This window comes from Microbacterium wangyouchuni (genome assembly GCF_054072595.1).
The window spans coordinates 174,459-195,962 of sequence record NZ_JBSVRM010000007.1; the positions used below are offsets into that span (position 1 = coordinate 174,459).

General features: G+C 65.9%; 20 protein-coding genes. 11 read left to right on the forward strand and 9 right to left on the reverse strand.

Features of this window, described 5'->3' with window-relative positions; translation table 11 throughout:
* Positions 1 to 31: 31 nt before the first annotated feature.
* Genes ACW5CM_RS13490 through ACW5CM_RS13515 form a run of 6 tightly spaced genes read right to left on the reverse strand, consistent with a single transcriptional unit; the run spans position 32 to position 5,146 of the window.
* Positions 32 to 823: an endonuclease/exonuclease/phosphatase family protein gene (locus ACW5CM_RS13490; protein WP_439255536.1), complete on the reverse strand. Its 792-nt coding sequence runs from the start codon at positions 821 to 823 to the stop codon at positions 32 to 34.
* The gene (locus tag ACW5CM_RS13495) at positions 820 to 1,482 is read right to left on the reverse strand and encodes a histidine phosphatase family protein (protein ID WP_457125305.1); all 663 of its coding nucleotides are present in this window, start codon (positions 1,480 to 1,482) and stop codon (positions 820 to 822) included. Before ACW5CM_RS13495 ends, ACW5CM_RS13490 begins: the two co-directional genes overlap by 4 nt.
* Positions 1,479 to 2,303 carry an ABC transporter ATP-binding protein gene (locus ACW5CM_RS13500; RefSeq protein WP_438252576.1) on the reverse strand — a complete coding sequence of 275 codons (825 nt, stop codon included), beginning with the start codon at positions 2,301 to 2,303 and terminating at the stop codon, positions 1,479 to 1,481. The genes ACW5CM_RS13495 and ACW5CM_RS13500 overlap by 4 nt, the downstream gene beginning before the upstream one ends.
* Entirely contained in the window at positions 2,296 to 3,336 is a 1,041-nt protein-coding gene (locus ACW5CM_RS13505; protein ID WP_439255534.1) for an ABC transporter ATP-binding protein, read from the reverse strand. Before ACW5CM_RS13505 ends, ACW5CM_RS13500 begins: the two co-directional genes overlap by 8 nt.
* A complete protein-coding gene (locus ACW5CM_RS13510; protein WP_438252573.1) occupies positions 3,336 to 4,226 on the reverse strand; it encodes an ABC transporter permease in 891 nt (296 codons plus the stop codon). Before ACW5CM_RS13510 ends, ACW5CM_RS13505 begins: the two co-directional genes overlap by 1 nt.
* The gene (locus tag ACW5CM_RS13515) at positions 4,223 to 5,146 is read right to left on the reverse strand and encodes an ABC transporter permease (protein WP_438252572.1); all 924 of its coding nucleotides are present in this window, start codon (positions 5,144 to 5,146) and stop codon (positions 4,223 to 4,225) included. Before ACW5CM_RS13515 ends, ACW5CM_RS13510 begins: the two co-directional genes overlap by 4 nt.
* A 269-nt stretch (positions 5,147 to 5,415) precedes the next feature.
* Between ACW5CM_RS13515 and ACW5CM_RS13520 the strand changes: the two genes are divergently transcribed.
* The 3 genes from ACW5CM_RS13520 to ACW5CM_RS13530 are packed head-to-tail and all read left to right on the forward strand — an operon-like array spanning position 5,416 to position 7,794.
* Positions 5,416 to 6,381 (forward strand): DUF6772 family protein, encoded by a 966-nt coding sequence (locus tag ACW5CM_RS13520; RefSeq protein ID WP_438252571.1) that lies wholly within the window; start codon positions 5,416 to 5,418, stop codon positions 6,379 to 6,381.
* An 8-nt stretch (positions 6,382 to 6,389) separates the two neighbouring features.
* Positions 6,390 to 6,725, forward strand: a complete 336-nt coding sequence (locus ACW5CM_RS13525; protein WP_438252570.1) for a hypothetical protein — start codon at positions 6,390 to 6,392, stop codon at positions 6,723 to 6,725.
* Positions 6,726 to 6,738: 13 nt separating this feature from the next.
* Entirely contained in the window at positions 6,739 to 7,794 is a 1,056-nt protein-coding gene (locus ACW5CM_RS13530) for a LacI family DNA-binding transcriptional regulator (protein WP_438252569.1), read from the forward strand.
* Positions 7,795 to 7,809: 15 nt separating this feature from the next.
* Here the strand turns inward: ACW5CM_RS13530 and ACW5CM_RS13535 are convergent, their stop codons facing one another.
* Positions 7,810 to 8,757 carry a sugar-binding transcriptional regulator gene (locus tag ACW5CM_RS13535; protein WP_438252568.1) on the reverse strand — a complete coding sequence of 316 codons (948 nt, stop codon included), beginning with the start codon at positions 8,755 to 8,757 and terminating at the stop codon, positions 7,810 to 7,812.
* Between the two features lie 144 nt (positions 8,758 to 8,901).
* Here ACW5CM_RS13535 and ACW5CM_RS13540 point away from each other — a divergent pair, with 144 nt between their 5' ends.
* From ACW5CM_RS13540 to ACW5CM_RS13550, 3 genes are all read left to right on the forward strand, one after another.
* Positions 8,902 to 10,302, forward strand: coding sequence for an FAD-dependent oxidoreductase (locus tag ACW5CM_RS13540; RefSeq protein ID WP_457125306.1), 1,401 nt, complete (start codon positions 8,902 to 8,904; stop codon positions 10,300 to 10,302).
* Positions 10,299 to 11,036, forward strand: coding sequence for a glycerophosphodiester phosphodiesterase (locus ACW5CM_RS13545; protein ID WP_457125307.1), 738 nt, complete (start codon positions 10,299 to 10,301; stop codon positions 11,034 to 11,036). Before ACW5CM_RS13540 ends, ACW5CM_RS13545 begins: the two co-directional genes overlap by 4 nt.
* An 89-nt stretch (positions 11,037 to 11,125) precedes the next feature.
* Complete coding sequence (locus ACW5CM_RS13550; protein ID WP_457125308.1) at positions 11,126 to 12,208, forward strand: LacI family DNA-binding transcriptional regulator; 1,083 nt, start codon at positions 11,126 to 11,128, stop codon at positions 12,206 to 12,208.
* A gap of 102 nt (positions 12,209 to 12,310) precedes the next feature.
* Here ACW5CM_RS13550 and ACW5CM_RS13555 read toward each other — a convergent pair whose 3' ends face one another.
* Positions 12,311 to 13,024: a TetR/AcrR family transcriptional regulator gene (locus ACW5CM_RS13555; RefSeq protein WP_457125309.1), complete on the reverse strand. Its 714-nt coding sequence runs from the start codon at positions 13,022 to 13,024 to the stop codon at positions 12,311 to 12,313.
* A gap of 92 nt (positions 13,025 to 13,116) precedes the next feature.
* Here ACW5CM_RS13555 and ACW5CM_RS13560 point away from each other — a divergent pair, with 92 nt between their 5' ends.
* The 3 genes from ACW5CM_RS13560 (at position 13,117) to ACW5CM_RS13570 (ending at position 18,275) form a co-directional block, all read left to right on the forward strand.
* The gene (locus ACW5CM_RS13560; RefSeq protein WP_457125310.1) at positions 13,117 to 14,121 is read left to right on the forward strand and encodes an ABC transporter ATP-binding protein; all 1,005 of its coding nucleotides are present in this window, start codon (positions 13,117 to 13,119) and stop codon (positions 14,119 to 14,121) included.
* A complete protein-coding gene (locus ACW5CM_RS13565; protein ID WP_457125311.1) occupies positions 14,114 to 14,911 on the forward strand; it encodes an ABC transporter permease in 798 nt (265 codons plus the stop codon). Before ACW5CM_RS13560 ends, ACW5CM_RS13565 begins: the two co-directional genes overlap by 8 nt.
* 124 nt (positions 14,912 to 15,035) lie before the next feature.
* Positions 15,036 to 18,275, forward strand: a complete 3,240-nt coding sequence (locus ACW5CM_RS13570) for a BTAD domain-containing putative transcriptional regulator (protein ID WP_457125312.1) — start codon at positions 15,036 to 15,038, stop codon at positions 18,273 to 18,275.
* Here ACW5CM_RS13570 and ACW5CM_RS13575 read toward each other — a convergent pair.
* The gene (locus ACW5CM_RS13575) at positions 18,196 to 18,687 is read right to left on the reverse strand and encodes a hypothetical protein (RefSeq protein WP_438252560.1); all 492 of its coding nucleotides are present in this window, start codon (positions 18,685 to 18,687) and stop codon (positions 18,196 to 18,198) included. The two genes, ACW5CM_RS13570 and ACW5CM_RS13575, sit on opposite strands and share 80 nt — an antisense overlap.
* A gap of 263 nt (positions 18,688 to 18,950) precedes the next feature.
* Here ACW5CM_RS13575 and ACW5CM_RS13580 point away from each other — a divergent pair, with 263 nt between their 5' ends.
* Positions 18,951 to 19,526, forward strand: coding sequence for a large exoprotein (locus tag ACW5CM_RS13580; RefSeq protein ID WP_457125313.1), 576 nt, complete (start codon positions 18,951 to 18,953; stop codon positions 19,524 to 19,526).
* Positions 19,527 to 19,688: 162 nt separating this feature from the next.
* Positions 19,689 to 21,458: an oleate hydratase gene (locus ACW5CM_RS13585; protein WP_457125314.1), complete on the forward strand. Its 1,770-nt coding sequence runs from the start codon at positions 19,689 to 19,691 to the stop codon at positions 21,456 to 21,458.
* The last annotated feature ends 46 nt before the right edge of the window (positions 21,459 to 21,504 follow it).

The window sequence follows — 21,504 nt, forward strand, 5'->3', positions numbered from 1 at the left end:
CCTTTGATCGATGAACGTAACTTGGTGCGGCTCACTCGCCCCGGCGGGGCAACGTGAACGTCGAGGCGACGGGGTAGTGATCGCTGGGCGAGATTCCCCGGTCGAAGAACTCCACGACCTCGGCGCTGCGGGGGCGCACGGGGCCTCGGAAGAAGATGTAGTCGATGGTCTTGTGCGGGCTCGCGATCGGCGACTTCGGCGTGCCGACGCTCTCGCGGAACGGGTTCGGAACGACGGGGTGCGTCGGCGGAGCCTGCCGGTTGAGGGCGCTGAACGAATCAAGGTATCCGGCATTGCCAATTACCCAGATCGCCGTCGCGATCGCGTTCGTGTCGGAGGCGAAGAATACCGGCTCGTCCGGCCGGGCGAGACGGGCCAGTTCCTCCACGACACGATGAGCCTGGGGAGTGCGCTGGTTGACTCCCGTCTCCACTTCGATCGCGTTGCCCGAATACGACAGGTGCGCGGTCGTCCACAGGATCGTCCTGTCCTCCCCCACGACCCGCAGCCGCACCCAGAACAGGCGGGCGTGCGCGTCGTGAATGCCGACGTCCTCCGCGCCGTGCTCGACCTCGACGAACAGCTCGGCGTTCCACCACAGGTTGCTCTGCGATTCCCACCCGGGGAAGTCGTCCTGCACGCGCCGATGACCGGGCATCACCGCATCGAGCAGGTCTCGGGACCACGCGCGCGTCTCCTGCGTGGCGAGCAGGTCGGGTGCGCGCCGTTCATACAGCGCGCGCATCGCATCCACCCGCTCCGCAGCGTGGTGATCGCCCCACAGGTTGTGCGTCTGTGCGATGAAGGTGAGCGGCGCGGTCACGAGATCTCCCTCTGATCGGCCGGACGAGCTTGCGCGATGTCATGGTTGTAGCGCACGACCTCGCTGCGCCCGTCGCGCAAGCGGAACGTCGTGACGGAACAGTTGTCTGGGGCGCCGAGCACCATGTGCCCTGGTGAGGGGATACCAAGCATGTGGGCGGCCGCGAGCCGGATGGGGTTACCGCTCGTGAAGATGACCGCGATCCCGCCCCCTTCCCGGCTCTCCAGCACGTCGACGACACGACCGATCGCGGAGACAACGCGTTCGCGCGTCTGGGCGAACGTCTCGCCGCCCACACCGCGGGCAATGTCCGCGCCAGCAGCCACGGCCGTCACGATCTCGGGGTACTTCTCTTCGGCGTCCTCAAGCGTCATTCCTGCCCAGTCGCCGACGTTCATCTCCCGCAGCGCCTCGTCCTCACGCACCGGAACACCGACGCGCTCAACGTACTTCGCGGCTGTGTCGCGCACTCGGGGCAGGTCGCTGGAGAATACGACGTCGGGGTGCGGCACCTCGCGGGAGAAAGCCGCGGCGAACTGCGCGGCCTGCGCGCGCCCGTCCTCAGTAAGGCCCGAGTCCTGCTGACCCTGATAGCGACCCTCGACGTTCCACAGGGACTCCCCGTGGCGCACGAGGTGCACGATCATCTGCCCACTCAAGGGGTCTCCTTCAGCCACGGGCGCGCGACAGGCACCGCCGCGAGGAGCGCCCGCGTGTAAGGATGCTGCGGATCATCGAACAGCCGTTTTGCGGTGCCCTCTTCCACGACGACGCCCTTGTTGAGGACGAGCACGCGGTCGCAGATGTGCTCGATGACCGAGAGATCGTGCGAGATGAAGAGGTAGGAGAGTCCGAGATCGGCCTGCAGATCCTCGAGCAGGTTGAGCACCTGCGCCTGCACCGATACGTCCAGCGCGCTGACTGCCTCATCGCAGATGATGATCTTGGGACGCAGGGCTAGCGCGCGGGCGATGCCGATGCGCTGGCGCTGACCACCAGAGAACTGGTGCGGATACCGGTCGGAGTAGTCCGGATTGAGACCGACGCGCTCCATGAGCGCCTTCGCCTCGACCGTCCACTGATCACGTGACACGATGCCGGCGTGCACGCGCCACCCCTCGGCGATGAGGTCGCGGACCGTCAGCCGCGGGTTCAGCGATGCGTACGGGTCCTGGAAGACCATCTGCATGTCGCGCCGCATGTCCTTCATCTGGCGTAGCGACAGCTGGGCGATGTCATTCCCCTCGAACCGGATGACGCCGGCGGCCGCGGGTACCAGTCCGATCACGGTGCGGGCGATGGTGGACTTGCCCGAACCGGATTCGCCCACCAGGCCGACCGTCTCGCCCGGTCGGATTTCGAAGTTCACGTCCGAGACTGCGACGTTCTCGCCGGTCTTGCGCAGCAGGATTGAGGAGCGCAACGGGTACGACACCTTGAGGTGTTCCACGCTCAGCAGGGGAACGGTCTGCTCAGTCATGCGCGAGCACCTCCTCGGAACGGTGGCAGGCCGCCAGGTGCTCCGGCGCCCACCCCTCCGGCGCACGTAGCGCGGGCACCTGGTTGCGGCAGAGATCGGTAGCGAACGGGCAGCGGGGATGGAACGAGCATCCAGTCGGCAGGGCGAGCAGGTTCGGCGGAGAGCCGGCGATCGGCGTCAACCGTTCGCCGCGCGCCGTGTTGCTGGGGATGGAGTTCAACAGCCCCTGCGTGTACGGATGCGCCGGGTGGTCGTAGACCTCGCGGATGCCGCCGAACTCTACGATCCGGCCGGCATACATGATGGCGGCCCGGTCGGCGACCTCCGCGACGACGCCGAGGTCGTGGCTGATGAGCACCATGCCCATCCCTGTCTCCGCCTGCAGATCGGCGAGCAGGTCCATGACCTGCTTCTGCACGGTGACGTCGAGCGCGGTGGTCGGCTCATCGCCGATGAGGAGCTTCGGCTCCAGCGCGATCGCCATCGCGATCATGATGCGCTGGCGCTGACCGCCGGAAAACTGATGGGGGTAGTCGCGGATGCGCGTCTCCGCATCCGGGATGCCGACCCGCTTGAGCAGTGCGAGGGACTTCGCCCACGCCTCCTGTTTGGGAGTGCCTCGGCGGCGGCGGAACAGCTCAGCGATCTGCCACCCGACCCGGTAGACCGGGTTGAGCGAGCTCAGCGGGTCCTGGAAGATCATGGCGATCTCCGTCGCGCACAGCTCGCGCACCCGGCCGACGGGCTCCGCAGCGAGGTCGACGCCGCCGTAGAGGATCCGGCCGCCGACGATCGACCCAGCGGGCTTCGGCAGCAGCGCCATGATGGCCTGCGCAGTGACCGACTTGCCCGATCCTGACTCGCCGAGGATGGCGACGGTCTGCCCGGCGCGGACGTCAAAGCTGACGCCATCCAGCGCCCGCACAACCCCGGCCGAGGTAGAGAATTCGACCTGGAGGTCCTGCACGCTCAAGAGCAGTTCATCGGGCCGCGAGGGCGACGGCGTCGCCTCCGGTGCATGTGAGATCGTCATCAGGCGCTCCGCAACTTCGGGTCGAAACGATCGCGCAGGGCGTCGCCCAGGACTCCCGTGGCGAGCACGAGGACGGCGAGCGCGATACCGGGAAGGGTCGAGATCCACCAGGCCGTGCTGAGGTAGGCCGTGCCATTGCTGATCGTTGAGCCCAGGCTCGGGATGCCGAGCGGTACGCCGACACCCAGGAATGACAGCGCAGCCTCCAGCAGCACAACGTGGCCGAACTCGACAGTGGCGACGACGAGGATTGGGGCGAGGCATCCGGGCAAGAGCGTACGGAAGATGATGTGCCAGTCGCTCGCGCCCAGGGTGCGGGCAGCCTCGACGTACTCTCGGCTGCGCAGCGTCAGCACCTGACTGCGGGTGACGCGGGCGAACACGACCCAGTTGGTGATCGAGATGACCACGATCACGTTCCACAGGCTCGATCCCAGCACTGAGGCGAGGAGGATCGCGAGGAGGATCGCGGGGAAGGCAAGCTGCACGTCGGCGATGCGCATGAGCACGTTATCGACCCAGCCGCCGAAGTGGCCCGCGATCAGCCCCGTGAGAACACCGGCCACCCCCGCGAAGAGCAGCGAGGAGATGCCGACGGTGAGTGAGACCCTGGCACCCATCATCATCTGGGCAAAGAGGTCCTGGCCGACCTGGTCCGTGCCGAAGATCGCGACCGATCCGTCCGGCAGAGTCGTCCCGGGGGGCTTCAGTCGTAGCAGCACATCCGCGTGCAGCGGGTTGAAATTATAGAGAATCGGGACCACGATCGCGCCGATGATGAACAGGGCGATCACGACGATCGGTATCGCGATGCGTGCGGTGACGCCACGGCGGGCCTTGCGGGCGCGCTGCATCGTCTGCATGGCGATAGTGGGAGGGACACCGGTCATTTCGCGAGCCTCACTCTCGGGTCGAGGAATCCGTAGAGGAGATCGACGAGCAGGTTCACGATCACGAATCCGGCGGCGATGACCACGACGCATGCCTGCACGAGGTTGTAATCGCGGGCGAGGATCGAAGAGACCAGGAGCCTGCCGACGCCGGGGAAGCTGAACACCGTCTCGGTGACGACCGCGCCACCGAGGAGGGTGCCGAATTCCAGACCCACCAGCGTGACGACAGGGATGAGCGCGTTGCGCGTCGCGTGGGTGAAGATCACCGTGCGCTCCGACAGGCCCTTCGCTCTCGCCGTGGTGACGTAACCCTCACCGACCACCTCCAGCAGACCACTGCGGGTCATGCGTGTGAGAATCGCGATGAAGGGCAGCGATACCGTCACGACGGGGAGTACGAGCGCGGCGGGGCTGCCCAATCCAGAGCTGGGCAAGAGTCGCAGCGTCTGCGAGAACACGAGCATGAGCACCACACCGACCCAGAACCCGGGAAGGGCCTGTGCGAGCAGGCTCCCGGTGGTGATGATGCGGTCAGTCGGCCGGTTGACGCGGATCGCCGCGAGCAGGCCGAGAGGGAAGCTCACGATGACCGCCAGCAGGCAGCCGAGGAACGCGAGTAGCGCCGTATTCGGCAGCACTTGCAGAACGAGTGCCATCGCCGATCCGCCGTGCGTATATGAGTTGCCGAAGTCTCCGCGGAGCGCTCCGCCGAGATAGCCGGCGTACTGCACGAACAGCGGTTGATCCAGCCCCATCCTGACGCGGATCGCGGCGATCTGTTCCGGCGTGGCATCGATTCCAGCGACGAGAACCGCTGGGTCGGACGGCACGAGCCGCACGATGATGAACACCACGGTCACGACACCCCAAAGCACGAAGACGGCGAGTAGCGCCCGTCGAATCGTGTATCCCAGCATGTTCACCTCCGTGGGGGTCCTCTGCGACCCCTGGTTCGGGTTCCGGCTCGTCTTCGATCCACCGGAACGTTATCGCTAATGAACCTCGCGCATCTCAGCCAAATTGTCAACCGCTAGTCAAGATCAGCGCAATTTCAAGGGTTCTCATATGAGCGCGCGTTTGCGCGAGGCTCGGGAGAATGACCTTTGACAGCGGTTCACGATAACGCTAATGTTGCGCTCACATCGCCCCGGCAATGCTGTCGGGGCCCGAAGTCAAGGAGTCACTGGTGACCACCCCCGATGTCGCGAACACCGCAGCAAGCCTGCGGGAAGCGATCCGCAGCAGCGATCTGCGTCTATCGAAATTCAATCCGCTCCCACGGATCCTCACGTTCGATGACTTCAACGAAGGCACCAACGGCTGGGTCGAGCTCGGCGGCAACTACAACGGCCGCGGCGACCTCGATTCGATGGACGAGCACTTCCGCGACATGCGCCCGCCGATGCTGTCCAATCAGAACTTCTTCGATGTGGGCACGCATGGCGGCATGACCGGCACGTACTCGCTCAAGCTCGCCACCCGCGAGGCGCCTGGCCACACGGCCACGGCGATCCGCCGGCTCACTATGAGCGGCCGCGGCTACCTGCAGATCGAGGCGTATCTCGCCTGGAAGGGCGAGGCGAATCTCGGCGGCGGCGAGGAACAGAACACCTACGGCGACATCAGCTGGGATGCAAACTCCCACCCGACCGAGGCTCAGTTCGGCGCATTCACCGTCGCCACCGACCTCGACCACGACGGCATCCGCTACCACAACGTCATGCGATTCCAGAATGCCGATGAGGACGGACGGATCATCCAGAAGTGGATGTACCCGACGGTCGCCGAGCCCACGCCGCACGAGCGGTTCGAGGGCAAGCACGACTACAGCCAGTACACCGACTTCACGGCGCCGAACCCCGACGACTGGACGTACCTCAACGATCAGCGGCAGGAGGCCTGCTACAACGAAGTGCCGACCAAGGTCAACTGGCACTACCTGCGCTTCCTCATCGACACCACAACCCGGTCGAACGTCGAACTGCAGTTCAACAACGACGTCTACGACCTGCGTGATGTGCCGGTACCGCCGTACAAGGAGAAGTACGAGTCGCTGGAGAGCCTGCTCAACTTCTATTTCTCGGTGCGCACCCTTGGCCCTCACCGCAACTTCCTCTACCTCGACTCCGTCGTCATCTCGGCAGATTGGTAAAAAGCAACATGCGTCAATCACAGAGCGCCGTCCTCGAACGCGGCGTCGATCTCGTCGGCTCCCACGCCACCGAGCCCTTCGAGGTGGGCTGGGCGGGCGAGGCCCGTTGGTACGTCCAGTTCCTCCGACCCGCACCGGGGACCGAGGTCGAATTCCGCGTGCAGATCTCTCCCAACGGCCTTCAGTGGATCGATCACGATCTCATCGTGCCCGTGACATCCGAGGCGGTCGGTCTGCTTTCGATCCCCGTATCGACCTTCGGGCACTGGCTACGGCTGCGCAGCGAGCAGACCTCGGGGGACGACGCGCCGATGCTGCGCATCTACCTCGAGCTCAAGGAGTAGCCGGAACCGAATCATGATGCGCACAACAGACGGGCCGCGGCGGCGAACCCTGCAGGACGTAGCCGACGCCCTCGGCCTCACCGCCAACACCGTCTCGCGCGCGCTCAATGACAAGCCAGGCGTGAGCGCCTTGACACGGTCCCGCATCAAGGTTGAGGCCGAGCGGATCGGGTATGTACCCAACGTGCATGCCCGATCCCTCGTCCTCGGCTCTCGGCGGACGATCGGCGTGATCCTCACCGACCTCGCCAACCCGTTCTTCAGTGACCTCATGAGTGAGGTCGAAGAGCTAGCAGTCAAGGCCGACTACACGCTCCTCCTGCTGCTGTCGGCCGAAGACCCGGAGCGCGAGCAGATCGCGATCGAAACCGCGCTGCGCTCCGGCGTCGACGGCATCCTCGGTGTCCCAGTGCAGGGACGCGCCAACCCGTGGTCAGCGGTGACAAAGGCTGGCATCCCACTGGTGATCATGGCCCGCGAATTGCTCGACCTCGATGTCGACCTCTACTCCAACGATAACGAGGCCGGCCGCCGGATGAGCGTCGAGGCGGCGATCGAGCGAGGGGCGCGCGACATCGTGCTCGTCGAGGAGGACCTCCACGTATCGACGGTCGCGCATCGACTCGATGCCTTCCACCAGGTGCTCGACGCGCACGGCATCCCGTTCGATCCGAACCGGGTGGTACTCGTCCCCTCCCGCCGCTCTTCGCGCGGGGCTTCCCTCTGGCGCGGGGAAGATGCCTTCCGCATGATCAGCGACTTGCTCGACACCCGGCCGGCGCCCGACGCTTTCCTCGTCGGCAACGATTACTTCGCCCTCGGTCTCTACGCCGCCCTGCGCGAACGAGGACTGCGGGTGCCCGACGACACGCTCGTTGTCGGATGGGGAGACTACCCCTTCTCACGCTTCCTCGACCCACCGCTGTCGACCGTGCGATTGCCCGCGATCGAGATCGCGCGACGGGCGACGAAGCGCCTGCTGGCGCTCATCGACGGCTCCGCTGAGCCCGGGCCCATCACCGAGTACTTCGCCCCGGAGCTCGTGCTCCGGGGGTCCATGAACCAGTGAAAGTTATGCCGGCACTTATGCCGCAGCGTTGGCCAGGATCTCATCAGCGGCCGCAGCGCTCGTGACCAGGCTCGTCACTAGTGCCCCGGCGGCGAGCGCTCTCAGCGCCTCGGCCCTGCCCGCGGTCGGTACCACCGCCATCACCTCGGGCACTCGACGCAGTTCGTCGAAAGATATGCCGAGCACGCGCTCGGTCGCCGCGGAGGCCACCGGCTGTCCATCGCGGTCGATCGGGATGCCGCACACTTCGGTGACCGCCCCTGCACGTCGGAGTTCGTCGCGCTCATCGTGCGCGAGCGAGTCGTATAGCCCGGAGGCCCCGGGCGCCCATGCGCCGACGGAGACGGCTGCGACATCGAGCCGTGCGTAGGCGGACATCGTCAACCGCACACGAGGATCGCGCCTCAGGTCGCGCGCCGAGGATGCGGTGGGCGTCACGAAGGGCGCGTAGAAGACGCGTGAGCGACCGGACGTCTTCTCGGCGATCTGGCGCACGAGCTCCACGGGTCCGACACCGTCGAGCTCATCCGAATGCACGCCGCAGAGTTGCACGACCGTGCTCTCACCGAGCGTCTCGATCTCCTCCCCCATCGCGATCAGGGCGAGGCTCGCCGAGATGCCCACGACGGACTCGCGGCCAGCCAGGGCGGTGAACAAGCGCGCGCTCGCCCGGCCGACCGCGCGCCGGACAGACTCGGCATCCGCATCGGTGGAGTCGCCGACCACTACGGCGCGGCGTAGCCCGAGCGCGCGGCGCAGCCGCTCCGACCGATCGGCGTCGGCGGCGCTCGGCGTGATCTCGATCCGAACGAGTCCTTTCCGCTTGGCGTCGTCGAGCAGTCGCGCAACCTTGAACCTCGAGATGCCGAACTCGGCGGCGATGTCGAGTTTGGTGGCGTCGTCGAGGTAGTAGCGACGCAGGATCGCCTCGGTCACGCCATCGTCAGGTACGTTCGCGTTCATCGTCAACCCTCCGCGTGTCTTCGTGTTGCTCAGATGAGCGTTCTGATCTTTCCGCACATCTTGAGATGTGTCAACATCTGGTAGTTAACTGAGGTCAGACCCTCTTCCACTCCGCTCACATGAGCATGACTAAGGACGAATCCAATGACGCACACGCCCACCTACTCCGAACCCGCACGCGACGTGCCAGTGATCGCCGATGTCGATGTGCTCGTCGTCGGCGGAGGGCCGGCAGGCGTCGGCGCGGCGATCGGCGCGGCACAGACCGGCGCCTCGGTCTTCCTCGTGGAGGAGATGGGCGCCCTGGGCGGCATGTGGACCCAAGGCCTCGTGATCACCCTCGCCGGTTACAACTCCTGGCTGCAACCCGACCGCGTCCGCGTCGTGGACGGAGTGGGCGGAGATTGGCTGCGCCGTGCCACCGCGATCGGCGGCGCCGTCGACCACGACGGCTGGGTGATGTCGACCGACCCGGAGAAGATGAAGCTCGTTGCCGACGAGATGCTGGCCGACGCTGGCGTCGACTTCCTGCTCCACGTGCTCGCGACCTACCCCATCGTCGAGAACGGCGCCGTGACCGGTTGCATCATCGAGACTCGCGAGGGGCGCCAAGTGATCCGCGCAGCGGTCACGATCGACGCGACAGGCAACGGCGATGTCGTCGCACGCGCTGGCGACGACTGGCTCAAAGGCAACACGCTGCAGCCGATGACGCTGCCAATGTACATCTCCAACGTGCGCACGACGCCGGGCATCGAGGCCGGCGAGCCGGCGCGCATCCGCACGGGTCCCGCAGCGGGCGACCTCGATGAGTACGGCATGGATGATGCAGAGGCCGCGCGTCAGGATGTCACGATTGACCGGCAACTCATGCGTGAAGCTAAGGCCCGGGGTGAGCTGCCCGTGTTCGGCGGTCCCTGGTTCGGCGGACTCGAGAAGGATGTCGTGTGGGTCAACTCGGTGCGCGTGGTCGGCGACGCAACCGACAACCGCGACCTCACGCGCGCCGAGGTACAGGGCCGACGCGAGGCCTTCCAGCTCTTCGAGTACCTGCGTGACAATGTCGCCGGATTCGAGGAGTCGAGGCTGCAGCAGACAGCCCCGACCATCGGCATCCGCGAGACGCGGCGCCTGGTGGGAGCTACCACCCTCACAGGTGACGACATCCGCGCCGCCGAACAGCCAGACGATTCAATCGCTCTCGGCGGCTGGCCGATCGACGTGCACCCGGTCGATGGCTTCGCCGGTTCGCACGTCATGTACGTGCCCGATCCCTACGGCATCCCTTATCGGGCGCTCGTGCCGGCGACCACCGACGGGCTGCTCGCCGCCGGCCGTTGCATCTCGGTCGACCGCGAGGCACTCGGCAGCGCGCGCGTCGGAGCGACGTGCACGGCGACGGGGCACGCGGCCGGGGTCGCGGCCGCACTAGCGGCACGCGACAACATCCGTCCGCGCGATGTCGACACCGCCGAACTGCAGCGCACGCTGCGCGCGCAGGGTGCACTGCTGTCGCCGGAGGATCTGTCGAACCCGGCACGATGAATGCTGGCCAGGTTCGCACGTCGCGACGCTTCATCGCGCATCGCGGCGTGCACCTGGGCAGCACGATCGCCGGAGAGAACTCGCTCGAGGCTGTGCGCCTCGCACGGCGGGCTGGCTTCGCCTGCATCGAGACCGACGTACGACTGACCTCCGACGGCGTGGCGGTCGTTCTGCACGACGAGTCCCTCAACCGCACGATGACGACGAAATCCGGGCACGACCTCGACGCGCTTGTCCTTATCAGCGAGGTGCCGTTCGCGCGGCTGCGATCGGACTACCGACTCCGAGCGCGCAAGCACGAAGACCGCATGCGTATCCCGACCCTGGAGGAGTACCTCGCGGAATGCGCATCGGCACGGCTCCTCCCGTTCATCGAAGCCAAGCCCGTCGAACAGGCATCGGAGTTCTGCACGCAGGTGCTCGAGATCGCGGATGCCGTCATCGGCCGTGGAGACTACGTCATCACCTCTAACGGCGCCGGATCAACGACGCTGTGCACCTGTATCCGGGCGAGAATATCGCGTTCGCGGCCCCGCCCCGGCCATGCTTCGGCGGTGTCTTCCTCGATCTCGAGTTCACCGGCGATGCCGAGGTGCGGCTCGGTCCGCACGCGCTCCGCATTGCCAGTACTCAGCCGCAGCGCATCCGGCATCAAGTGCTGCTGGATGCGCTGCCGGCATCATTCTCCTTCACCGCCACGGCGCCGTGCCTCATCGGTCGGATCGAGGTCGTAGTCGCGGAGTACTGAACACCGAAAACACCGGACTCTTGCCCACTCCTGTCGCCCATCGGTAAGAATGGGGGCTTCGATAGGAGTCTCACCATGCTCAGAACCCCAGGAGCGCCCCGACGGCGCACCCTGCAGGATGTCGCCGACGCGACCGGATTGTCGGTCAACACAGTCTCGCGCGCGCTGCGCGATCTATCGGGCGTCGGCGAGAGCACGAGGGCGCGGATCAAGACGGAGGCCGAGCGGATCGGTTATGTACCCAATGCCGACGCTCGCTCGCTCGTGCTCGGTTCGCGAAAGACAATCGCCGTGATCATCACTGATCTCGCGAACCCGTTCTTCAACGATCTCGTCACCGAGATCGAGGAGCAAGCCATCCAGGCTGGATACACCTTGCTCCTCCTGCTGTCGAACGAGGACCCCGAGCGCGAACAGTCCGCGGTGGACGCGGCGCTGCGCTCCGGCGTCGACGGCATCATCGCGGTGCCCGTGCAGGGACGGTCGAACCCCTGGACCGCAGTGACGAGGGCCGGCGTGCCCCTCGTCATCATCGCCCGCGAGTTGCCGGATGCGGAAGTCGATCTGTACTCGACCGACAACGCTGAGGGGTGTCGTCTAGCCACGTCCGCGCTGATCGAGCGAGGCGCGCGCGACATCGTCCTCGTCGAGGCAGACCTGCAGATCTCCACGGTCGCGCACCGCGTCGCCGGGTTCCGCAGCGCCCTCGAGGATCACGACATCGCGTTCGATTCTCGCAATACCGTGCTGATCCCCTCCCGGCGCACGAGCAGGGGCGCCGCTCCCTGGCGCGGCGAGGATGCCTACCGCATGGTCACGGATCTGGCGGAAAGCGGACGCATGCCGGACGCGTTCCTGGTGGGCAATGACTACTTCGCGCTCGGTATATACGCAGCGCTGCGCGAGCACGGCGTCCGGATCCCGGATGACGTCATGATCATCGGCTGGGGCGACTATCCGTTCTCTCGGTATATGAATCCGCCTTTGTCAACCGTGCGCCTGCCCGTGATCGAGATCGCTCATCGGGCCATCCGAAGGTTGCTCTCTCTCCTGGACTGCACCGCGGAGAACGGCGTCGCCGCCGACTACCTAGTTCCCGCGCTCATCATGCGCGGCTCAACCGTCGCCGAGCCGGCTTCCTTCCGACAGGACCGATGAGCAGGGGCCGAGGCGAGCAGAATCCACTCGTGACGATGTTCGCCTGGGCGGCGCTGCGCTGATATTGGGGCATCCGCCGCGACATATACCCACGGCAGGGCATCAGGTTTCAGGCATATCCCGCAGCAGCCGCTGCACCTGATCGACTCCGGGGAACGAAGCGGTGCTGCCGTCTCGTTCCGGTGCGGGGTCACCGGCAGCGGATGCTGGGTCGATCAGCCGGCGCAGCCCCGAACGAATGAGCGCGGAATCCATCGAGGTGATGCCGCTCAGTGCGAGAACGGTGACCCCCTGATCGAGCGCGGTCATGAGGCGCGCGACGTCACCCGCGGGAAGAGCCTCACCGGCCGGTCGGTCCTCCGTCGCGATGCGCTCGTAGGCGCCGATCATCACCTGCATGCGCTCCCGCAGCGCGAGGACGAGGCTCTCGTCTCTGGCCGCGGTTGCGATGAACTCGAGCGTCGCGAGGCCGAACCCCCGAACCATCTGCGTGACATCCAAACCACCCGCCGTCGACGGTTCCGTCTTGTCGGCGCTGGCCGTATCAGCGGTCGAGAACGGGTCCCAGTCGGCGTCCTGCAGCATCTCCTGGTTGAAGTCCATCAGGGCGAGGAACAGGTCTGATTTGCTGGCGAAGTTCGAGTAGACAGCACCCTTGGAGAACCCGGCGTCATGCGCGATGCCCTCCAGGCTCGTCGCGTGATAACCGTCGCGGGAGAACGCGTCCAGCGCGGCGAGGATGAGTGCCTCACGAGTCTCACGCTGCCGTTCGGCGCGGGTCCGCGGTGTGCGCGTCACTGAGCGAGAAGCATCCATCTCGCCATCCTAACGATTGACCTACCGTCCGAATCTGGATACTGTCGGTATGTGAAATACCGCTGGTATCCGAACTCGAAGGACGTGCAGAGATGAGCGCAGCACTGGAAGTGGACGGCCTCACCCGACGATTCGGCGCCGTCGTCGCCAACGACGGGATCGGCTTGCGCGTGCAGGCAGGAGAGGTGGTCGGGCTGCTCGGCCACAACGGCGCCGGCAAGACGACGCTGGTCTCTCACATCGTCGGATTGCTGCGCCCGGACGCCGGCTCGATCCGCGTCGCGGGCGTCGATGCGATCGCGGCCCCCGCCCACGCGCGTCGGCGCGTCGCACTCCAGCCCCAGGCGCAAGCACCGCTGGACGGTCTCACCCCGAAGACAGCGATCGAGATCGCCGGCCGGTTGCGGGGCCTGTCCCGCGGCGATGCCCGAGGAGCCGCACGCGCCCTCGCTGAGGAACTTGATATCGGCCCCTGGTTCACCCAGCGGGCGACGCCAGACGGTGGCGGATTATCCGGAGGCGTGCGCCGACTCACCGCGTTCGCCATGGCCGTCGTCGCCCCGGTACCCCTGGTCGTTCTCGATGAGCCGACCAACGACGTCGACGCGGCACGACGACGACGCCTCTGGAAGATCGTCAGACGCCTGGGCAACGAAGGCGCCGGTGTCTTGCTCGTGACCCACAACGTCGTGGAAGCCGAGCGGGTGGTTGACTCGCTCGTCGTGCTCGATCGTGGCAAGGTCGTCGCCGCAGGTTCGCCCAGTCAGCTCCGAGGCTCCAGTGATCAGGATCTGCAACTCGAGCTGTCCCTGCATCCGGAAGGCACCCACCCGGATCGCACGCATTCAGGCGGTACCGACCCGTCCGAATCGCCTTTCGAGATTCCGATCCCGATCATTCGACGAGTCCGAGCCGGACGCCGGGTCCTGCTGACTCTCGCCGCGACGGATGCCGCCGCAGCCGTCGCGTGGGCAACGACTCTCCGCACATCCGAGCGCATCGAAGGGTACGCACTCGCACCGGCCACGCTCGAAGACGCCTACCTCGCGGCGACGGCGAGCGCCGATACACCTACGAAGGATGCTGCTGATGATTGAACAGACGGCGCTCTCCACGCCGACGACCTCCTCCGCACCAGCACCTCAGCGCACCGGCCTCTGGGTCGGCTACGTGGCCCTGCTGCGCTGGACGATGGCGCAGACCGGTGCCATGCTCCCGTTCGTCATCGTCGTCCAGGCGGTTCTCGCCGCCGGAATCATCATCGGCTTCGGTCTGCTCATCCCCGACATCGATACGGCATCCGCCCGGTTCCTGTCCACCGGCGCCCCCACCGTGATCCTCATGATCGTCGGGCTCGTCATGGTCGCCACCGGCGTGGCCCAGGCGCGCACAAGCGGCACGTTCACCTACCTTCGCGCGTTGCCGGCGCCTCGACCGTTGGTCCTGGCGGCCGATCTGACCGTCTGGCTTGCCGTGATGCTCCCGAGCGTCGCGGTCGCCGTGATCGTGGCGCAGCTGCGCTACGGATTCAGCTACTCCTTCGACTGGCCGCTGCTGCTGACGGCATCCGTCTTAACAGCACTGACCGCCTCTGCGATCGGTTATGCGATCGCCGTGGTCCTGCCGCCGCTGCTCACGCAACTGGTCACGCAGGTGCTGGTGTTCTTCGTGATGCTGTTCTCACCCGTCACCTTCCCGGCAAGCAGGCTCCCCGGCTGGTTCCAGACCGTGCACGACATGCTCCCGTTCCGACCGGCCGCCGATCTCATCCGCGCGGGGCTGCTGTCAGACACCTATCCGGTGAACGGGCGCGACCTCATCGTGCTCCTCCTCTGGTGCGCGCTCGCACTCGCCGTCAGCGCCCGTGCCATGGTTCGGCGGGGGTGAACCCCGTGGTCATCGTCGGACTGGTCTGGCTCGACATCACCTGATCCGCAGACCCGTCACACTCCTCCACGCCACCCACCCCACTGCTATGGTGACCCCAAGCTCAAGGGGGAGGGGTGAAGCAGTGCTTGACGTGTCCGTTCTCGGCGCCGTGAAGGCCAGCACTCGCGGCCGCGAGCACCCGCTCGGCGGTGCAAAGCAACGCGGACTCCTCGCGCGCCTGGTCGTCTCTCGCGGTCGCGCCCTCTCGGCAGAGCGGCTGATCGATGAGCTGTGGGATGACGTTCCGCCCCGCGACCCGATCCATGCACTGCAGGCCCGGGTCTCCCGGCTGCGCTCGGCGGTGCCGATCGAGATCGAATGGGCGGATGGCGGATACCGGATCGATCCGGCAGACATCCAGACGGATGCTGCGCGCTTCGAGCAGCTCGTGCAGCAGGGGAGCATGTCGCTGACCGCGGGCAACTTCTCACAGGCCGCCACCCTGATCGGCGACGGACTCGACCTCTGGCACGGAACGGCATTTTCGGGCCTGCACGACCTCACTGCACTGCGCGCCGAATCCGTGCGCCTCGAAAAGCTCTGGGCCGCCGCGATGGCAGACCGCATCGACCTCGAACTCGCCCTCGGACGCAGCGCTCCGGTCATCTCCGAGCTCCATGCGTTGCTCGAGGCGAACCCACTGGCTGAGCGCCACTGGAGCCAGTTGATCGCGGCACTGTACTGCGACGGGCGCATCCAGGAGGCACTCGACGCCTTCTCCCGCGCACGCACGATCTTCGCCGAGCAGCTGGGAGTCGAGCCGAGCAGCGAACTCAGCCGATTACACCTGGGCGTGCTGCAAGATCAACCTCCCGAGTCGCTGCTGCGCCTTTCTAGCGCGACGGTCGCCCACTCGCACGCGGGCGCGGTTGACGTCGAGATCGCCGATACCCCGGTGCGCTCCATCACTTCGAATCAGCCCGATATTCTCGCGGGCATCGTTCGGGGTGGGCGTACGTCGCTGTTGACCGGGCCGGACGGCATCGGCAAGACGCACCTGCTGCGCGCCATCCGTGCGCAGTTCGAAGCGCAGCGCTGCACGGTCTCACTGCTGATCGCGACCCCGCTCAGCTATGCCGTGCCGCTCGGCATCTTCGCCGGCATCCTCCCCGAGAAATGGATGACTCCCGCCGCCCTCGTTGACCATTTCACCCGCAACCGTTCGACCACTGTGCTCCTGGTTGACAACGTGGAACAGCTCGACGAGGCATCCCTCTTCGTCATCAGCCAGCTCATTCGCAACTCGCGCATGCCGATGCTTCTCACCGCCACCGATCTCGAAGGCGCCCCCGACGGCATCCGTGCCCTGTACGACAGCGGCGACATCGGCGAGGTCACCGTCGCACCGCTCACCTCCGCCGACGCCGATGAGCTCGTCCTCCACACCATCGGCGGCGCGCTCACCCCCGCCTGTCGCCCCCGCATCTTCTCGCTCGCGCAGGGCAATCCGCTGCACCTGCGCGAGATCCTCACCGCATCGGTGAACGAGAACCGCCTCGTCCGCACCGACCACGGGTGGGAACTGCAGGGCGAGCCCGCCTCGACGAAGCGCCTCACCCAGTTGGTTGGCGAGCGCTTCGAAGGCCTCGATCAGGCCAGCATCGAGACGGCCGCGAAGATCGCGATCTCCGGAGAGTACCCGGTCTCCGCACTGGAAGACACCGAGCGACGGATGCTGGCACGGGCAGGTGTCGTGGCCTATTCCGCCCCGGGGTGGCTTCGACTCTCGCGTCCGCTCGACGGAGAGTTCCTCCGCGGCCGCTGCAGCGATGCTCTCTGGCACGAACTCTCACTCGAGGTGCTTGCTGTGCTCCGCAGCGACGAAGCCGCCGCATTCCCCGCGGTCCGCCGTCACGCGCACATTCTCACGCTCGACCTCGGTGAACCTGTCGACGTCGCCTCCACCCTGGAGCTCGCGCAGTACGCGCTCGGGGCGTTCGACGAGCGCGTCGCCCTGCGCGCGGCGGCAGCGGTCATCGACCTCGAACCCGACAACACCGCCGCGCACCGGATCGCCGGGATCGCCGCATCCATGCTGGGCGATTCTGATGCGGCGGCCGCACACTTCGCGACTGCTGCTCGCACGGCGACGACGCCGGAGGACCAGACCGCAGCGGCGCTCGCACACGCGCAGCACGTCGGACTGCGTCACCACGACGCGCCCGCAGCACTGGCCATCATCGAGCAGGCACTCAGCGAGATCGACGACCCGGGTCAGATCGCCCACCTGCAACGCGATGCGCTGCGCTGGTCAGTGATCGCCGGGCAGACGCGTGAAATCGCAGACGCCCCGGGAGACACCACCAACGCCGTGGCCGTGCGCGGTCTCATCACCGCGGCGAACGCCGCGGTCGTCACCGGCCCCCTCGAAGAGGCCACCCTGACCCTGCAACGGCTGCACCAGGCCCCGGCCGAGGTCATCGCGCTGGTTCCCGGCGGCGCATCGCTCATCGAACTCATCGCGATCATGGCACTGTCGAATACCGGCGATATCACAGCGGCCCGGCGCCGCTTCGACAGGGCCATCGCCGACACCGACGTGCACGCCCCCGAAGCCCTCGGCAGTTGGGAGTATGGGCTGGCTCTCATCGACCTTCTCTGCGGCAATGTGCACGATGCGTACGAAGGGGCAGCCTCGGCTGCCGTGCATTTGAAGTGGCGCGATACCTCCGGGCTACTGCCCGCGGCACTTGCCCTCGCCGGCGCCACAGCGCTTGCTGCCGGTCACGCCGAGGAAGCGGATGCCCGATTCCATGCCGTCCCTTCCGCCGCCGACACCGACCCGAAGGTCGTCATGCTGCGGGCATGGGCGGATGCATGGCGCGAGAACGCGGCAGGGCGTAGCGATGCCGCAGCGCGGATGCTCGTGGATTCGGCGCGCTGGCTGCTGGCAGCCCAGCACACCTACTTCGCCGGACTGCTGGCGCACTGTGCAGCGAAAGTGGTGGGATCGGTGCGGGCGCCGGGCGGCGCCGGCGATGCCCACGCGCTCAGTGACGTGCTCAGCGATGCGATCGCGCTGCTGGACGAGGCCAGTGCGATCGGCCACGGCGGCCTGCTCGGCTTCATCATGCGCCACGCTGTGGCGACAGCATCCGGCGATCTCATCGCACTCGACGCCATCGCGCACGAGGCCGAGACGCTCGGAATGCGGTCTACGGCATCCGATATTTGGCTGACGCTGGGGCAGCCCGACCACTCTGCACCGGCGGGTCAGTCGATGGCGCTGTGGTCGGCCGTGGCTACTCCGCCTCTGGATTCGGGAGGATATAGCTCACCCTCGTCGGCTCGTCGTCCGCACCCTGCAGGAGGGCCACGTTGACGTTTATCTCCCCCTTCTTATAAGCGGCGCTGACCATCTGGTCCATGTCGACAAAGGCGACCTCCTCCCAGTCGGCGAAGTCCGCCTTCACCTGTGCGGCGACCTCGTCTATGCCGCGCGAATCATCCAAAATCACCATCGTGCCCTCGGGCAACGTCATGCTCTGAAGGATGTTGTCGGAGACCAGCGGGATCTCCTCGGGGAAGTCAGCCGGCAACTCGCCGATGTCGATCCCAGCCTCGCCGCCGGTCACCTGCTTGATGATGTCTTCCGCCGCATTCTGCGCCGATTGTTGCGTCGCATTCTCCACGATCGCGTCGAGCGGGTTGGCGAAGCATCCCGTCAGCATCGCAGCGGTGACGACGGCGAGCGCGCCCCCAGCGATACGCGTCGGTACAGATCTGCGGGTCATTGTGCTCCCCATGATGTTCCCCCCGTGAATTCCAGCCTCTGAACACATTTCAGCACCGTGCGCTCACAGAACGCTCACACCACTGCGATGACCGGCGCGATGCGTGCGTGTGAGGAGCTGTGCGTGCGCGTGAGGAGCTGTGCGTGCGCGTGAGGAGCTGTGCGTGCGCGTGAGGAGCTGTGCGTGCGCGTGAGCGATCTGTGAGCGCCTCCTGATTGCATGACTGGACACAGCTTGTTTCACGTGTCTCGTTAGGGGAAAAGATGGACATCTACTCTGGCATGCTCGCTGCATACATGGCAGCACTCGTCGGCATGGTCATCGTCGGCGCACTCGTTTATGTCGTCACGGCATTCTTCATGTCGAAAGTCTTCGCGAAAGCGGGCGTGCAGGGCACATGGAAGGCCTGGGTCCCGGTCTACAACTTCATGGTGTTCTTCAAGCTCGGCGACCTCAGCCCGTGGCTCGTGCTCTACTGCTTCGGAGGAGCGATCCTGCTCAGCTGGATCGGCATCGGCTTCATCTTCTCGCTGGCGCTCTTCGTCGGCGGCGGCGTGGCCGCGTACCGCATCGGCATGAAGCTCGGCAAGGAGACCGGCTTCGTCGCCTTCTGGCTGATTCCGCCGGTGTGGCTGGGCATCGTCGCGTTCGGTAAGGAGCCGTGGAACTCAGCAGTGGCCCCGGCGCAGTGGGCAGGCAATGCGTTCCTCGCTGATCGCACGGTGTGGGATGGGGTGCCTGTGCAGGCGGCGGCGACGGGTGATGTTCCGCCGCATGCAGGTGGGCCGGTCGTCGGCCGTCCGGTTGCGCCCGAGAACCCCGCAGGAGCCGACGCATAATAGGCCGCCTCCGCCCTCCGATCCCAGCCGGGTGAAGCGGCAGCCGCCCGGGTTGAGGACCGGGTGATGAGAAGGATGAAATCACGGCCGAGCCGACCGCTTGCACCCCCATCGCGATAGCTTACGAGCGTAAGCACACCGTTGACCTCAGGGGGAGATTTGATGCGTTATACAAGCGGTAACTACGAAGCTTTCGCCAAACCGCGCAAACCCGCGGGCGTGGATGAGAAGCGTGCATGGTTCGTCGGGTCCGGCCTCGCCGCGCTCGCCGGCGCAGCATTCCTCATCCGTGACGCTCAGATGGACGGCTCGAAGATCACCATCTTCGAGCAGCAGGCCCTTCCCGGCGGCGCCCTCGATGGCCTCGACATTCCCGATAAGGGCTTTGTTATCCGCGGCGGACGCGAGATGGAGAGCAACTTCGAATGCCTCTGGGACCTGTACCGTTCTATCCCCTCGCTCGAGATCGAGGGTGCCAGCGTTCTCGACGAGTTCTTCTGGCTTAACAGAGACGACCCGAACTCCACGCTCCGACGCACCACGAAGAACCAGGGCGAAGACGGCGGAACAGACTTCAAATTCAACCTGAGCGACAAGGCGCAGAAGGAGATCTCCAGCCTCTTCATGGCACTGCCGGAAGAGATGGAGGACAAACGCATCAACGAGATCTTCACCTCGGAGTTCCTCGACAGCAACTTCTGGCTGTACTGGCGCACCATGTTCGCCTTCGAGGAATGGCACTCCGCGCTGGAGCTGAAGCTGTACCTACACCGCTTCATCCACCAGATCAAGGGCCTGCCGGACTTCTCCACCCTGAAGTTCACCAAGTACAACCAGTTCGAATCCCTCGTGATGCCCATCGTGACCTGGCTGCGAGAGCAGGGCGTGGTGTTCCGTTACAGCACGGTCATCACCGACGTCGATTTCGCGATCGAGCAGGACGAAGTGCGCAAGCAGGCGACGCGCATCCACCTCGTCGAGCATGGTGAGAAAAAGCAGATTGATCTCACAACCGACGACCTGCTGTTCATGACGATCGGCTCGCTCACCGAGAACTCGAACGACGGAGACCACAAAACCCCCGCGGCGCTGAACACGGGACCTGCCCCCGCCTGGGACCTCTGGCGCCGGATCGCTGCCAAGGACGAGTCCTTCGGTAACCCCGACGTGTTCGGCGCGCATATCCCGGAGACCAAATGGGAATCCGCCACCGTGACCACCGTCGATGCGCGCATCCCCGAGTACATCCAGAAGATCTCGAAGCGCGATCCCTTTAGCGGCAAGGTCGTCACCGGCGGAATCGTCACGGCCATGGATTCGAACTGGCTCATGTCGTGGACCGTCAACCGGCAGCCGCACTTCAAGAAGCAGCCGGCGGACCAGATCGTCGTATGGGTCTACGGCCTGTTCCCCGAGAACGAGGGCGACTACGTGAAGAAGCCGATGCAAGACTGCACCGGCGAGGAGATCACGCAGGAATGGCTCTACCACATGGGCGTTCCCGTGGATCAGATCGACGAGCTCGCCGCAACGGGAGCGAAGACCGTCCCGGTGATGATGCCGTATGTGACCGCATTCTTCATGCCTCGCAAACACAGTGACCGTCCGGCCGTCATCCCCGGCGGTTCAACCAACTTCGCTTTCATCGGTCAGTTCGCCCAGTCGCAGGAGCGCGACTGCATCTTCACCACCGAGTACTCGGTGCGCACCTCGATGGAGGCCGTGTACACACTGCTCGACGTCGAACGCGGCGTCCCCGAGGTGTTCAACTCGACGTACGACGTCCGTGCGCTGTTCAAGGCCGTCGAACGCTTGCGCGACGGCAAGGAGCTCGAGATTCCCGGCGGCAAGATCGGGAAGCATGTTGTGCACAAGCACGTCGAGAACACTGTGGTCGGGCAGCTTCTTCAGCAATACGGGCTGACGGACTGACCGGCCGCGATCCCCGCGACGACCGCAGCTAGCCCCGCCCCGAAAT

Excerpts from the sequence above, each read along its gene's own strand:
- ACW5CM_RS13565 (WP_457125311.1), top strand. The coding sequence starts at position 14,114 with ATGATTGAACAGACGGCGCTCTCCACGCCGACGACCTCCTCCGCACCA.
- ACW5CM_RS13510 (WP_438252573.1), bottom strand. The coding sequence starts at position 4,226 with ATGACCGGTGTCCCTCCCACTATCGCCATGCAGACGATGCAGCGCGCC.
- ACW5CM_RS13555 (WP_457125309.1), bottom strand. The coding sequence starts at position 13,024 with ATGGATGCTTCTCGCTCAGTGACGCGCACACCGCGGACCCGCGCCGAA.
- ACW5CM_RS13550 (WP_457125308.1), top strand. The coding sequence starts at position 11,126 with ATGCTCAGAACCCCAGGAGCGCCCCGACGGCGCACCCTGCAGGATGTC.
- ACW5CM_RS13580 (WP_457125313.1), top strand. The coding sequence starts at position 18,951 with ATGGACATCTACTCTGGCATGCTCGCTGCATACATGGCAGCACTCGTC.
- ACW5CM_RS13560 (WP_457125310.1), top strand. The coding sequence starts at position 13,117 with ATGAGCGCAGCACTGGAAGTGGACGGCCTCACCCGACGATTCGGCGCC.
- ACW5CM_RS13530 (WP_438252569.1), top strand. The coding sequence starts at position 6,739 with ATGATGCGCACAACAGACGGGCCGCGGCGGCGAACCCTGCAGGACGTA.
- ACW5CM_RS13585 (WP_457125314.1), top strand. The coding sequence starts at position 19,689 with ATGCGTTATACAAGCGGTAACTACGAAGCTTTCGCCAAACCGCGCAAA.
- ACW5CM_RS13505 (WP_439255534.1), bottom strand. The coding sequence starts at position 3,336 with ATGACGATCTCACATGCACCGGAGGCGACGCCGTCGCCCTCGCGGCCC.
- ACW5CM_RS13515 (WP_438252572.1), bottom strand. The coding sequence starts at position 5,146 with ATGCTGGGATACACGATTCGACGGGCGCTACTCGCCGTCTTCGTGCTT.
- ACW5CM_RS13545 (WP_457125307.1), top strand. The coding sequence starts at position 10,299 with ATGAATGCTGGCCAGGTTCGCACGTCGCGACGCTTCATCGCGCATCGC.
- ACW5CM_RS13575 (WP_438252560.1), bottom strand. The coding sequence starts at position 18,687 with ATGACCCGCAGATCTGTACCGACGCGTATCGCTGGGGGCGCGCTCGCC.
- ACW5CM_RS13540 (WP_457125306.1), top strand. The coding sequence starts at position 8,902 with ATGACGCACACGCCCACCTACTCCGAACCCGCACGCGACGTGCCAGTG.
- ACW5CM_RS13525 (WP_438252570.1), top strand. The coding sequence starts at position 6,390 with ATGCGTCAATCACAGAGCGCCGTCCTCGAACGCGGCGTCGATCTCGTC.
- ACW5CM_RS13500 (WP_438252576.1), bottom strand. The coding sequence starts at position 2,303 with ATGACTGAGCAGACCGTTCCCCTGCTGAGCGTGGAACACCTCAAGGTG.
- ACW5CM_RS13535 (WP_438252568.1), bottom strand. The coding sequence starts at position 8,757 with ATGAACGCGAACGTACCTGACGATGGCGTGACCGAGGCGATCCTGCGT.